Origin of the sequence: Longimicrobium sp. (genome assembly GCA_036389135.1) — a bacterium.
Lineage (GTDB): Bacteria > Gemmatimonadota > Gemmatimonadetes > Longimicrobiales > Longimicrobiaceae > Longimicrobium.
The window spans coordinates 46,940-59,680 of the sequence record DASVQP010000019.1 but is presented as its reverse complement, the minus strand read 5'-3'; the positions used below and the strand labels follow the sequence as shown (position 1 = coordinate 59,680).

Below are 12,741 nucleotides of genomic sequence, written 5' to 3'. Positions count from 1 at the left end.
ATCGCTGCCCGCGACCATCATACTCGCGAGTGAGTATCCGGCGTTTTCGCCGTCTCACCCGACGGCGGTTCCGCTTCGCGCGATCGTTTTCCTCGAGGATCCGAGCGGTGGAGATACGAAGGTCATCCTCCTGAACCCCGCCCACGCGAACGCTCACACGCTGTACGAGGCACTTTCGATTCTCCGGCGCCGCGCCGGTGCTCCCCAGGGTGGCGCCAAATTCGTTCCAATTGGGCTTAGGCCGGGCGTAAGGCCTCCGGCAAGCGCCATCGCCGCGCGCCTGGACTCGATTCTGTCCACGCTGAAGGACCCCGGCGCACGGCAGACCACGCTCCACCGCATTCAGGGGACTACCGCGGAGATCCTGGACGTTTCGGAATTTTCCCCTCCAGTTCCCCAACCGCAGCGTCCTTGATACGGCAGGCGCGCGGCTTTGCCCGAAGATTGCGGACGTACGGCCGGACGAATGTCGTCCGGCCGTTTCTTTCGTCCAGGTATAGATGCTTTCCATGATTCGCCGCGCGCTGCCGCTGGCGGGCGCGCTGGCTTGCTCCACACTGGAGGCGCAGGAGACACCGCGCGACACGGTGCCGGTGGCGCTCGACACGCTGGCGGTGCGCGTGCTGCGCGTGCCGCTCCCGCTGGTCCGCGCGCCGTATGCGGTGAGCGCGGTGGCGGGGCCCGAGCTGACGCGCGCGCGGCCCGGGCTGGCGCTCAACGAGACGCTGGTGGCGATCCCGGGCGTGCAGGTGGACAACCGCTTCAACTACGCGCTGGGCGAGCGCATCTCCATCCGCGGCTTCGGGGCGCGGGCGCAGTTCGGGGTGCGCGGCGTGCGCGTGCTGGTGGACGGCGTACCCGCCACGCTGCCGGACGGACAGACGACCCTCAACCACGTCGACCCCGCCACGCTGGGCTCCGCCGAGGTGATCCGCGGGCCGGCGGCGGCGCTGTACGGCAACGCGTCCGGCGGCGTAATCCGCCTCTCGACGCTCCGCCCCGTCGACGCGCCGCTGGTGGCCGAGGGGCGCGTCGTTGCCGGGAGCGACGGCCTCCTGCGCACGCAGGGGAGCGTGGGGGGCGCGGCCGGGCGCTTCCGCTACCACGCCGACGCATCGCGGCTCGCCTACGAGGGGTACCGCACCCACGCATCGGCTGAGAACGTGCTGGGCGGCGGCATCCTGGCGTACCGCCGCGGCGGCGACGAGCTGCGCGTCACGGGGCGCTTCGCGCGCTACGACGCGCTGAACCCCGGCTCGCTCAGCGACTCGCTGCTGCGCGTGGACCGCACGCAGGCGTTCGCCCGCAACGTGGCGCAGCGCACCGGCGAGGAGGGGCGCCACGGCCAGGTGGGCGCCACGTGGGAGCATGCGCTGGGCGCGGGTGCGCTGGAGGTGGCGGCATACGGCCTCGTGCGCTCGCTGGACAACCCGATCCCCGATCGCATCATCGACCTGGACCGGCGCGTGGGCGGCGTCCGCGCGTCGCTTTCGGGGCGCACGGGGAGCGGGGCCGCGTCGCTGCGCTGGACGGCGGGCGCCGAGACGGAGCTGCAGCGCGACGACCGCCGCAACCACGCCAACCAGGCAGGAGCACGCGGCGCCCTCCTCCTGGACCAGCGCGAACGGGTGCGGTCGCGCGCCGCCTTCGCCCTCGCCACCCTGTCGCTCGGCGGCCGGGTGGACGTGCTGGGCGCCCTTCGCCACGATGGGTTCCGCTTCTCGGCCGACGACCGGCTGGTGAGCGCCACCAACCCCGACGACTCGGGGTCGCGCACGCTCGGCCACTGGAGCCCGACGCTGGGGGTGTCCGTGACGGCGCTCCGCGGGCTGAACGTGTACGCCAACTACGCGCACGCCTTCGAAACCCCTACCACCACCGAGCTGGCGAACCGGCCCGGCGGCGCGGGGGGCTTCAATCCGGAACTCGAGCCGCAGGTGACGGACTCGTACGAGCTGGGGAGCAAGGCGCAGGCGGGGCCGCTGCGGGTGGAGGCCGCCGTGTACGACGCGCGCATCCGCGGCGAGCTGATCGGCTTCCAGGTGCCGGAGGCTCCGGACCGCACCTTCTTCCGCAATGCCGGCCGCTCCCGGCGCCGCGGCGCGGAAGTGAGCGCCGCCCTCACGCCGCGCCCCGGTGTCACGGCGCGCGCGGCGTACAGCTACACCGACGCGCGCTTCACCGAGTACGTCGTGGGGACCGGCAGCGCGGCGATGGACCTGGAGGGCATCCGCGTGCCCGGGATCGCGCCGCACCGCTGGGAGGGTACGCTGAACGTGGCGAGCCCCCGCGGTCCCTTTGCCGGGATCGACGCGCGGCGCGTTTCCTCCATCCCCGTGCGCGACGACGACCGGGCGGGCGCCCTCCGCTCGCCCGCGTACTCGCTGCTGGACGTGCGCGGCGGATGGGAGGCGCTGCGCGTGGGCGGGGCTCGCGTGACGCCCTCAGTGGGGGTCACCAACCTGTTCGATGCGCGCTACAACGCCTCGGTGGTGGTGAACGCGTTCGGCCGGCGCTTCTACGAGCCGGGGCCGGGGCGGGCGCTGTACACAGGGGTCGCGGTGGCGCTGGGGGCCGCGCGGTAAGGCTGGCGCGCGATTCGCTCCCGTCGAGATTGCAACCGATCAACATCCGCTTCGAGGAGGGTACGATGAAGAAGTACCTTGACCCCCGCTTCCTGCTGACCTTCGCGATGATCCTGGTGGCAGGCGCGTGTGCCAGCACCTCGGGCGGCGGGCAGGCGGGTGCGGCGGGCGAAAGGCAGCGCGGAGTGTCCATCGAGATCGAGAACACGGGCACGCTGTCGGGCGACCTGACGGTCTACGTCGTCGGGTCGAGCGGCACGCGGCAGCTCCTCGGCAGCGTAGCGCCCAATCGGAACGCGACCCTCCAGTACCGCGGCCCCATGGTCGGCGGCCAGTACCGCCTGCTCGCGCGTCCCAACGGCGGACGCGACATCTTATCGAACCCCTTCAACTTCGGGGGCGCGACCACCATCCGCTGGAACATACAGTCGAACATCGCGGTCGCGGTGGATTGAGGGGCGGAGGGGGAAGCCGCATCGCCGGGGGATGAATCCCCCGGCTGGAACTACGGGAAGGCGGCTGAAGCCGGCTCGTGCAACACGGCGTCGAGATCTGGAGCACGAAATATGTTCGCTCTTGGACCGGGATCCTGCGCCTGGACGGAACACGGGCTTTCGGCGCAGGGGGCAACGGTCGAGGTGGGGGCGAGTGTGGGCGTGATGAATCACGCCCCTACGGTCGGTAGGCGGCGAGAACGGATCTGGACCCCGAGTCCGCGAAGGCGGACTTTGTGCTTTTGTTGCCGCGAGTTCACTCGCCACCCCCGCCACAGACCCAGCAAAATGCTCGCATCTGACACGAACTCGCCTGATGTTGCGGCACGTGAAATGCGCGTGGGTTAAGGTCCAAAATGGACGGGCGCTCCCGCGCTTCGTCGTATCCGATCCTGCGCACCGCGAGGCCGCGCCATGCCGCGCAAACGCCTTCACCGCGTGCTGCTGCCCCTGCTGGCGGCCGTGGCCCTCTCGTCCTGCGAGTACCTCAAGCTGCTGAGGCCCAGCGTGCTCAAGCAGCTCAACCCGCGCGTGGTGCGGCTGGTCAACGAGCTTCCGCGGGTGGACGATCCCAACGAGGAGGTCGTCGCGCGGCTGTTCGCGCACGGGGGGCTGGACCGCGCCAAGGTAGGGAGCGACGGGGTGATGCGCGCCACGGTGCGCGTGCCCAAGGGCGAGTACATCTGGTACCCCGCCATCGTGGTGATGCCGCGCGGGGGTGAGCTGGAGCTGGACTTCTACAACGAGGACCCCTTCTCGTACCACGCCGCGTTCCTCCCCAACGCGGGGAACCGGCACGCGCTCTTTCTGCCCGTTGGCTCGCGCGGACGGGCGCGCATCCGGCTCGACCAGCCGGGGCTCTACTGGTTCGGGTGCCCCGTGGCCAACCATGCCCCGCGCGGCATGCTGGGGCTGATCATGGTGAGCGGCGAAGTCCCCCCGGAAGCGAAGCTGGATCGTCCCCGGCAGCCCCGGCACTGAGGCGAGAACCATGATGCGAACCGCCCGACGCGCCTCCGCGCTCCTCGCTCTCGCTGCCGTTGCCGCCTGCGCCAGCAGGCCGCCCGACTGGCCGGTGACGGAAACCAGCAAGCCGATGACGGCCTTCAACGAGGCGATGCGCGGCTCGGCCCCGCCCGTCACACAGGGGGTGGACGGCGAGCGCATCCGCCGCGCGCGCTCCGAGCCGCAGAACTGGCTCACCTACTACGGCGCCTACGACGGCCAGCGCTACAGCTCGCTCGACCAGATCAACACCTCCACCGTACGCGGCCTGCGCCCCGCCTGGAACTTCCAGTTCGCGCCGATCGGGTTGATGGCCACCCCCGCCACCTACTCGTGGGAGGCGGCGCCCATCGTGGTGGACGGGGTGATGTTCATCTCCGGCTACGATGGCTACGTGTGGGCGCTGGACGCCGCCACGGGCGAGATGCTCTGGCAGTACAAGCACGAGATCCCGCTGGACGTCCCCCTCTGCTGCGGCAACGTGAACCGTGGCGTGGCGGTGGCCGGAGGGCGCGTTTTCCTGGCGACGATCAACGGCTACGTGGTGGCGCTCGATGCCACGAACGGGCGCCTCGTGTGGCAGAAGGCGTTCGCCGACGTGCGCGCGGGGGAGAGCGCGACGCTGGCGCCGCTGGTGGTCAAGAACCTGGTGATCGTGGGGAGCTCGGGCGCGGAGTACGGGGTGCGCGGCCACATCGACGCCTTCGACCAGGCCACGGGAAACCGCGTGTGGCGCCGCTACAACGTCCCCAAGCCGGGCGAGCCGGGCTCCGAGTCGTGGCCCGCCGAGGCGTGGGCGCGCGGCGGCGGCACCGCCTGGATCACCGGCACCTACGACCCCGAGCTCGACCTCCTCTACTGGGGCACGGGGAACCCGGGGCCGGTGTTCGACGGCGGCCCACGCCCGGGCAACAACCTGTACACCAGCTCGGTCGTCGCCATCGACCCGGACGACGGCGCCCTTCGCTGGCACTACCAGTGGACGCCGCACGACGTGTGGGACTACGACGGCGTCAACGAGAACATCCTCTTCGAGCACGGCGGACGGCGGCTGCTGGGGCACTTCGACCGCAACGGCTACTTCTTCGTCCTGGACCGCACCAACGGCCGGCTGGTGCGCGCGGCCCCTTTTGCCCGCGCCACCTGGGGCACCATCGACGGCACCACGGGCCGCGTCACCCCGCGCCTGATCCCCACGCCCGAGGGCACGGAGATCTGCCCGGGGCCGGCGGGCGCAAAGGAGTGGCCGCACGCTTCGTACAGCCCGCAGACGGGGCTCTTCTACGTTCCCGTGATCGACGTGTGCGCCCGCTTCAAGCGCGGCCCCGTCCACTTCCGCGAGAGCATGTTCTACCTCGGCGGCGAGGCGGACGTGCGCAGCTACGAGCAGACGGGGTACGTGAAGGCGATCGACGTCAACGGGCGCGAGGTGTGGTCGTGGCGCGGCGAGCACCCGATGGTGGCGTCGATGCTGAGCACCGCGGGCGGGCTGGTGTTCACCGGCGAGCCCAACGGCCGCTTCAACGCCTGGGACGCGCGCACCGGTGCCATGGTGTGGAGCTACCAGACGGGCAACGGCATCCACAGCAACCCGGTCACCTACAGCGTGCGCGGCAAGCAGTACATCGCCGTGCCCACCGGCTGGGGCGGCTGGCTGGAGGGCTACGCGCCGGAGATGTACGGCGCGCCGCGGGGGAGCGCCCTGTTCGTGTTCGCGCTGCCGTGAGGGCCGCATCACCGGGGGCTGAAGCCCCCGGCTGGAACCACGGGAAGGCGGCTGAAGCCGGCTCGTGCAAACCGGCATTGGACCCGGAGTCCGCGGAGGCGGACTTTGTGCTGTTGTTGCCGCGAGTTTACTCGCCCGGGCTCGATGCCGCCGCCAGCAGCCGCTCCACCTCCTGCACCACTCGACGCGGCTCCACGGGCTTGCTCAGGTAGCCGTCGCAGCCGACGTCCTCGGCGCGCTTGCGGTCCTCGGACATGGCGTGGGCGGTGAGCGCGATCACGGGGATCGATGCGGTGGCCGGGTCGCCCTTGAGGATGCGGGTCGCCTCCCAGCCGTCCATCCCCGGCATCGCCACGTCCATCAGGATCAGCGAAGGGCCGATCTCGCGCGCCACGCGGATGCCGTCCTCGCCCGTCTCCGCCTCGGCCACCTGGTAGCCGAAGTGGCGAAGGATCGTTCCGTAGATGGCGCGGTTGTCCGGGTTGTCCTCAACCAGGAGAATGGTCGGTGATGCCATGGTCGTGTGAAGAGGGGAGTCCTTGGGGGCGTGCCCGGAGCCCACGCAAGAAGCGGGCGTAGCGCCGAACAAGCCTTCCCCGCGGCAGGGGCGCGGGATACACTCAACGCGACCCGGCTGGTATCCATCGCACGGAAGGACCCTGATGCCCGACGCAATGCCCTCGCTGACCCGGCAGCTCTTCACCGGGACGATCGACGACTCGATCCTCTTCCCCTACCCCCGCATCACCGACGACGAGGACCGGCGGGTCACCGCCTTCCTCGACGAGCTGCGCGCGTACCTGGACGCCAACCTCGACCGCGAGTGGATCGACGAGCACGAACAGATCCCCGCCGAGGTGATGGAGGGGCTCAAGCGCATCGGCCTCTTCGGCATCTCGCTTCCCACGGAGTACGGCGGAATGGGGCTGTCGCAGAGCGCGTACTGCCGCGTATTCGAGTTCGTCACCGGCTACGACGTGGGGCTCGCCATCGTGCTGGGCGTGCACCTATCGATAGGCATCAAGGGGATCCAGCTCGCGGGGACGGACGAGCAGAAGCGCCTCTACCTTCCCAGGGCCGCGACGGGGGAGTGGTTCGCCTCCTTCGCCCTCACCGAGCCGGAGGCGGGGAGCGACGCCAACGGCATCCGCACGCGCGCGGTCCTATCGGAGGACGGCAGGCACTGGGTGCTGAACGGCGACAAGATCTGGATCGGCAACGGGTCGTTCAGCGAGGTGATCGTCGCCTTCGCGCAGACGCCGGTGGAGAGGAACGGCGAGATGGTGGACCGCGTGACCGCCTTCATCCTGCGCCCTGACATGCCGGGCTACGAGCGCGGCAAGGTGCTGCGCAAGATGGGCGCGCGCGGCTCCAACCAGACCGAGCTCCACTTCCGCGACGTGCACGTGCCGGTGGAGAACGTGCTGGGCGAAGTGGGCGAGGGGTTCAAGCTGGCGATGCGCATCCTCAACTCGGGCCGCCAGGGGCTGAGCGCGGGCGCGGCGGGCGGGGTCAAGCAGTGCCTGCGGATGGCCACCGAGTTCGCAAAGGAGCGGCGGCAGTTCGGCAAGGCCATCGCCGAGTACGAGCTGATCCAGGGGAAGCTGGCCGCCATGGCCGCCGACGCCTACTCGGCCGAGAGCGTGGCGTACCTCACCACCGGCCTCGCCGACCGCTGCGACGTGGACTACGCGCTGGAATCGGCGGCGGCCAAGGTGTGGAACAGCGACGCCCTGGATCGCGCCGTGGACGAGCTGGTGCAGATCACGGGCGGGCGCGGCTTCGTGAAGCCGTACCCCTACGAGCGGATGTACCGCGACGCGCGCATCACCCGCATCTTCGAGGGGACCAACGAGATCCTGCGCCTCTTCGTGGGGCTGAGCGGCATGCAGGAGCCGGGGGAGTACCTCAATGCGATCGGCAAGGCGCTGCGCGAGCCGGTGAAGCAGTTCGGTCTCCTCAGCGAGTTCGCCACCGAGCGGGTGCGGCTGGCGCTGGGCGGCGGCGAGCCGGAGATCGCGCGCGAGGTGCACCCATCGCTGCGCCGCCACTTCGACTACCTGGTGGACCACACCCGCGATCTGCGCGTGGCTACCGAGCGGATGATCCGCCGCCACGGCCGCGAGATCGTCGACCGGCAGTTCGTGGTGACGCGCATCGCGGACATGGCGGTGGAGCTGTACGTGCGCGCCGCCGTCCTCTCGCGCACGCAGGCGCTGCTGGAGGCGCACGACGGCGGTGCAGCCGAAGCCCCTCCGCTCACCAGCACCCGCGAGCGTCTGGACGCGGAGGGCGTTGCGCGCCTCCTGCGCCTGTGCGACCTGGCGTGCCAGCGCTCGGGCCTGCGCTTCCGCACCGCCCGCGAGGCCCTCACCGACGGCCGCGATGCCCTGTTGCGCACGGTGGCGGGGGATGTGATCGGGTAGGGGCCCCTCACCCCCGCTCGTTCCTCGCTGCCCCTCTCCCGATAACAGGAGAGGGCTCCGCCCTCCTGTCATCGAGAGAGGGGGCGGAGCCCGCAAGATCGCCGCGGATCATGAGCCCGCTTCAGCGGGCTTCCCGTCGTTCCAGCCGGGGGCTTCAGCCCCCGGCGGCGCGGCCGCGGTCCCGCTCCCCGCACCGATCCGCCCCGGTGATGCGGCCGCGGTGCCCGCCTCCCGAACCGGTCCCGCCTCCGCAACCTGCGAAGGTAGCTTTCCCGCGGTCGGTTGCCGCGGTTTCAACCGCCCGGCTCGCCCGGCTCCGCATACGGCTCCAGCACTTCGCCATACTCCGGGAACAGGCCGGCGGGCGCGGGCACCTTTTTCCCCTCCACCATCGACTGCAGCATCAGCGCGTTGGTGACGGCCTTGCCGCGGAAGTGGTTGTTGGTGACCACGTACACGTCCTCGGCGGCGGGCTGCCCGGCGATCTCGGCGACGCGGCCGGCCCACGGCTCCAACTCGCGGGCGGGGTAAAGGTAGTCGTAGCGCTCGTGCGGCTCGGCATTGTCGCGGAACCAGTCCTGGTAGTTCCTTCCGTGCACCCGCACGTACCCCACGCGCGAGGTAGCGTGGGCGCTGGGGGCGATGGAGTCGCCAAAGAGCGGCTGGTCGATGTTCACGAAGCCGATCCCCCAGTCCGCCAGCGCCGCAAAGAACGCCGCCGTGTTCCAGCTCTCGTGCCGCACCTCCAGAACAAGAGGGAAATCCTTGAAGGTGGTCGCCACGTCGTCCAGCCACTCCCGGTTTTCGTCCGTGCGCCGGAACGACCAGGGGAACTGGAGGAGGAGCGCCCCCATCCGCCCCGATTCCAGGATCGGGTCCATCCCGGCGCGCACCTCGCGCACCTCGTCCGCCGTCCACGCGCTCTTGCGCTGGTGGGTGAAGCGCTGGTAGAGCTTGGCCGTGAAGCGGAAGTCCGGCCGGTGCTCCACCCGCGCCACCCAGCTGCGCGCCGTCTTCTCCGTGGCCGGGCGGTAGAAGGTGGAGTTGATCTCCACCGCCGAGAAGTACTCCGCGATGTACTGGAGCTCGTCGAAGCCGCGCGGCTTCTTCGCCGGGTACACGATCCCCGCCCAGTCCTTGTACGACCACCCCGCGGGTCCGTAGCGGATCATGTACGTGTCACCGGTGGCGTGTGGGTTGCGGCAGCGCTCCCACAGGGGTCAACTCCCATGCCACGCACCCGTTTGGAAACCCGCGCGCTCCCCGCGCCGTACGTCCCCGCCGCACGGACGGGTTGCGGAGGCGCCGTCCGCGCGTGTAGATAGAAGGGCCTGCCGCGATTCTCCCCGCCACACTGGAACGGAGCGCCCTCCCATGGCCTTCTGGAAGGACTTCATCAAGACCGAGCTGATCGACATCGTCGAATGGCTGGACGACAGCAGCGACACGCTGGTCCATCGCTTCGTCCGCCACGAGAACGAGATCAAGAACGGCGCGCAGCTCATCGTCCGCCCCGGCCAGGCCGCGGTGTTCGTGGACCAGGGCCAGATCGCCGACATCTTCGCCCCCGGCCGCTACGAGCTGAAGACGGAGAACCTCCCGGTGCTGTCCACCCTGCGCGGGTGGAAGTACGGCTTCGACTCGCCGTTCAAGGCGGAGGTGTACTTCGTGACCACGCGGCAGATCACCAACCGCAAGTGGGGCACAAAGAACCCGGTGATGATGCGGGACGCCGACTTCGGCCCCGTGCGTCTGCGCGCGTTCGGCTCGTACTCCATCAAGGTGGCCGAGCCCGGCAAGCTGATCGCCGAGATCGTGGGGACCAACGGCCACTTCACGGTGGACGAGATCGCGGACCAGCTGCGCGACATGGTGACCTCGCGCTTCACAGACGCGCTGGGCGAGGCCAAGATCCCGGCGCTGGACCTGGCCTCCAACTACGACGAGATCGGCGACCGGCTGATCGCGCGGATGCAGCCCGAGTTCTCGGCCTACGGGCTGGAGCTCACCAAGCTGCTGGTGGAGAACATCTCGCTCCCCGAAGAGGTGGAGAAGATGCTCGACCGCCGCACCAGCATGGGCGTGCTGGGCGACCTCAACGCCTACACGCAGTTCCAAACGGCGAACGCCATCGAGAAGGCGGCCGGCAATCCCGGCGGCGGCGCGTCGGAGGGGATGGGGATGGGTATGGGCTTCGCCATGGCCAACCGCATGGCGAACTCGATGGGCGGCGCCCCCGCCGGCGCCCCCGCGGGTGCGCCGCCGCCGCTCCCGGCGCAGACGGCCTACTTCGTCGCCGTGAGCGGCGCGCAGACGGGGCCGCACGGCCTGGACGCCCTTCGCCAGCAGGCCGCCAGCGGCACGCTGACGCGCGAAAGCCTGGTCTGGATGCAGGGAATGCCCGCCTGGACCCCCGCCGCGGAGGTCCCGGAGCTGGCCGCCCTCTTCGCCGCCTCGCCCCCGCCGCTGCCGTAGGGGCCCCCCACCCCCGCTCGTCACCTCGCTGCCCCTCCCCCAATAACCACCTGGGGAGGGGCGGTTTGCGTGCATCCGTGCGGGCTGGTTAGGACGGTGCGGGGGAGAGGGGGCAGGCGAGTGTAACGAGCCGGGGGTGAGGGCCTACCGCGCCAGGCGCCGCCCCGCACCCCCCAGGTACGCGAACAGCACCACCGCCACCAGCGCCGCGAAGCCGAGCTTGAACTCGCGCGGGAGCCGGGAGGGGGAGATGAAGCCTTCGATCATCCCCGCGACCAGCAGGAGCAGCGCGGTGCCGCAGATGAGCGAGACGGCCTCGCGGCCGCGCACCACCAGCGCCTCGCGCCGCGTCATGCGGCCGGGGAGCAGCAGCGCCGAGCCCAGCCACAGCCCGGCGCCGCCGGCGATGCAGATGGCCGTCAGCTCCACGACGCCGTGCGGCAGGACAAAGGTCCACAGGTGCAGGCTCTGCCCGTGGTTGGCGAAGACGGCCGCCACGGAGCCCAGGCTCACCCCGTTGAACACCAGCACCCACACCGTCCCCAGCCCCGCCAGCAGCCCGCCCGCGAACGCCAGAAAGGTCACCTGCACGTTGTTGGAGACGAGGCCGCTGGCCATCGCCGGCATCATCACCTCCGGCACCTCCACGTAGCCCTCGCCGCGCGCCTCCTTGGCCGCGGCCTCCTCCGCGCGCGCCATCATCTCGGCGCCGACCAGTTCGCGGGCGTGGGCGGGGTCGCCGCGGACGTAGGCAAAGGACAGGACGCCGGGGAGGTAGAAGAGGATGGAGGCCAGCACGATCGGCTTCCACAGGCGGCGCACCAGGGCGGGGAAGCTGGAACCCACCCATCCGCGGAACCGCTGCCACGACCGCGACGGGGCGCGGTAGAGGAGGTTGTGGCCCGCGCCCACGCTGCGCTCCAGCGCGTAGAGCAGCTCGGGGGAGCCGCCGTAGGTGCGGGCGCGCGCCAGGTCCGCCGCCACCCCGCGGTACAGCGAGGCGAAGCGCGACACCGTCGCCTCGTCCAGCTTGCGGAGGCCGTCTTTCTGCGCGCCCTCCAGCAGGCGGGCGTACTCGTCCCACTCCGGCCGCTGGCGCCGAACCAGGGCGGTGGCCTGCGCCGATCCCGCGATTCCCCCCGCGCCGGCCGCGTGGCGCCGCGCCACCTCGTCGTCGCGGGCGGCGATCAGGAAGTCCTCGGCCGCCAGCAAGGTGCGCCGCGGGTCCTCCGCCAGCGGACGCGCCAGGCGCGCCACCAGCGTGCGGGCGAGCTGCCCGCGCACCGCCGGGTCCAGGTCGCGCCGCCGCTCCACGAACATGGATAGGGCGGCGAGCTCCTTGTCCGAAAGGCGCGGCGGGCCCTGCACGGCGGCGGCCGGGGCCTCCTCCTCGGGGATGCGCTGGCCGCGGTCGCGCACCACCACGGTCCCCGCCGCCATGTCGCCGAGGCGCTTGGTCTGCGGATGGAGCGTCATCGCCAGCCCGCCCACGATGCACGACGGAATCGGCTGCACGTCGATGAGGCGCATCAGGTTGCGCACGGCGGCCCCTTCCAGCGTCACGGGGTAGCCGCCGTCCTGCACCACCCGGAGCCCCATCCACCGCTTGCCCGGCGTCTGCCCGTCGCGCAGCCCTTCGTACAGGATGAAGTAGCCCCACTGGAGCACGAAGTACGCGGCGATGGCGGTCGCTAGCCCCACTCCGGAGAACAGGTCCCCCTCTCCGCCCGCCGACCTCCAGATCAGGACCCCGGCCAGGAACACCCCGGCCTGGGCCAGCAGCAGGATGAGGCGGTCGATGAGCAGCGCGGTGAAGCGCGACCCGAGGTCGGCCAGCTCGTAGCCGATGGCGACGTGCTCCGGCGTCTCGACGTCCACCTGGCGGTCGTGGAGGCGCTGCACGGTGCTGGTGGACATGAAGGGGGTTGTTGCGGGAGAGATGATGCGGTTCCTGCTCCGAATCTACCCGCGCATGCCCCCTTGTGCGAGCCCCCTCGAGCGGACGTAGATTCGAACAGCAGCGTCACACA

At 70.9% G+C, this 12,741-nt stretch carries 9 protein-coding genes; 6 read left to right on the top strand and 3 right to left on the bottom strand.

Annotation, left to right across the window (positions count from 1 at the left end; genetic code table 11):
* Positions 1-500 precede the first annotated feature (500 nt).
* From VF584_03730 to VF584_03715, 4 genes are all read left to right on the top strand, one after another.
* Complete coding sequence (locus tag VF584_03730; GenBank protein HEX8209275.1) at positions 501-2,585, top strand: TonB-dependent receptor; 2,085 nt, start codon at positions 501-503, stop codon at positions 2,583-2,585.
* A gap of 65 nt (positions 2,586-2,650) precedes the next feature.
* Entirely contained in the window at positions 2,651-3,040 is a 390-nt protein-coding gene (locus VF584_03725) for a hypothetical protein (GenBank protein ID HEX8209274.1), read from the top strand.
* Between the two features lie 453 nt (positions 3,041-3,493).
* On the top strand, positions 3,494-4,060 hold the full coding sequence (locus VF584_03720; GenBank protein HEX8209273.1) for an MSMEG_3727 family PQQ-associated protein: 567 nt from the start codon (positions 3,494-3,496) through the stop codon (positions 4,058-4,060).
* Between the two features lie 10 nt (positions 4,061-4,070).
* On the top strand, positions 4,071-5,810 hold the full coding sequence (locus VF584_03715; GenBank protein HEX8209272.1) for a PQQ-dependent dehydrogenase, methanol/ethanol family: 1,740 nt from the start codon (positions 4,071-4,073) through the stop codon (positions 5,808-5,810).
* Positions 5,811-5,937: 127 nt separating this feature from the next.
* Here the strand turns inward: VF584_03715 and VF584_03710 are convergent, their stop codons facing one another.
* Complete coding sequence (locus VF584_03710) at positions 5,938-6,327, bottom strand: response regulator (GenBank protein ID HEX8209271.1); 390 nt, start codon at positions 6,325-6,327, stop codon at positions 5,938-5,940.
* Between the two features lie 145 nt (positions 6,328-6,472).
* Between VF584_03710 and VF584_03705 the strand changes: the two genes are divergently transcribed.
* Positions 6,473-8,236, top strand: a complete 1,764-nt coding sequence (locus VF584_03705; protein HEX8209270.1) for an acyl-CoA dehydrogenase family protein — start codon at positions 6,473-6,475, stop codon at positions 8,234-8,236.
* A gap of 293 nt (positions 8,237-8,529) precedes the next feature.
* Here VF584_03705 and VF584_03700 read toward each other — a convergent pair whose 3' ends face one another.
* The gene (locus VF584_03700; protein ID HEX8209269.1) at positions 8,530-9,408 is read right to left on the bottom strand and encodes a DUF72 domain-containing protein; all 879 of its coding nucleotides are present in this window, start codon (positions 9,406-9,408) and stop codon (positions 8,530-8,532) included.
* 202 nt (positions 9,409-9,610) lie between these two features.
* Here VF584_03700 and VF584_03695 point away from each other — a divergent pair, with 202 nt between their 5' ends.
* Positions 9,611-10,711 (top strand): SPFH domain-containing protein, encoded by a 1,101-nt coding sequence (locus VF584_03695; protein HEX8209268.1) that lies wholly within the window; start codon positions 9,611-9,613, stop codon positions 10,709-10,711.
* Positions 10,712-10,855: 144 nt separating this feature from the next.
* Here VF584_03695 and VF584_03690 read toward each other — a convergent pair whose 3' ends face one another.
* Positions 10,856-12,628 carry a stage II sporulation protein M gene (locus tag VF584_03690; GenBank protein HEX8209267.1) on the bottom strand — a complete coding sequence of 591 codons (1,773 nt, stop codon included), beginning with the start codon at positions 12,626-12,628 and terminating at the stop codon, positions 10,856-10,858.
* Positions 12,629-12,741 lie beyond the last annotated feature (113 nt).

Bases quoted from the DNA above. Each gene is read 5' to 3' on its own strand.
- VF584_03720 (HEX8209273.1), top strand. From the start codon at position 3,494: ATGCCGCGCAAACGCCTTCACCGCGTGCTGCTGCCCCTGCTGGCGGCC.
- VF584_03690 (HEX8209267.1), bottom strand. From the start codon at position 12,628: ATGTCCACCAGCACCGTGCAGCGCCTCCACGACCGCCAGGTGGACGTC.
- VF584_03705 (HEX8209270.1), top strand. From the start codon at position 6,473: ATGCCCGACGCAATGCCCTCGCTGACCCGGCAGCTCTTCACCGGGACG.
- VF584_03730 (HEX8209275.1), top strand. From the start codon at position 501: ATGCTTTCCATGATTCGCCGCGCGCTGCCGCTGGCGGGCGCGCTGGCT.
- VF584_03700 (HEX8209269.1), bottom strand. From the start codon at position 9,408: ATGATCCGCTACGGACCCGCGGGGTGGTCGTACAAGGACTGGGCGGGG.
- VF584_03710 (HEX8209271.1), bottom strand. From the start codon at position 6,327: ATGGCATCACCGACCATTCTCCTGGTTGAGGACAACCCGGACAACCGC.
- VF584_03695 (HEX8209268.1), top strand. From the start codon at position 9,611: ATGGCCTTCTGGAAGGACTTCATCAAGACCGAGCTGATCGACATCGTC.
- VF584_03725 (HEX8209274.1), top strand. From the start codon at position 2,651: ATGAAGAAGTACCTTGACCCCCGCTTCCTGCTGACCTTCGCGATGATC.
- VF584_03715 (HEX8209272.1), top strand. From the start codon at position 4,071: ATGATGCGAACCGCCCGACGCGCCTCCGCGCTCCTCGCTCTCGCTGCC.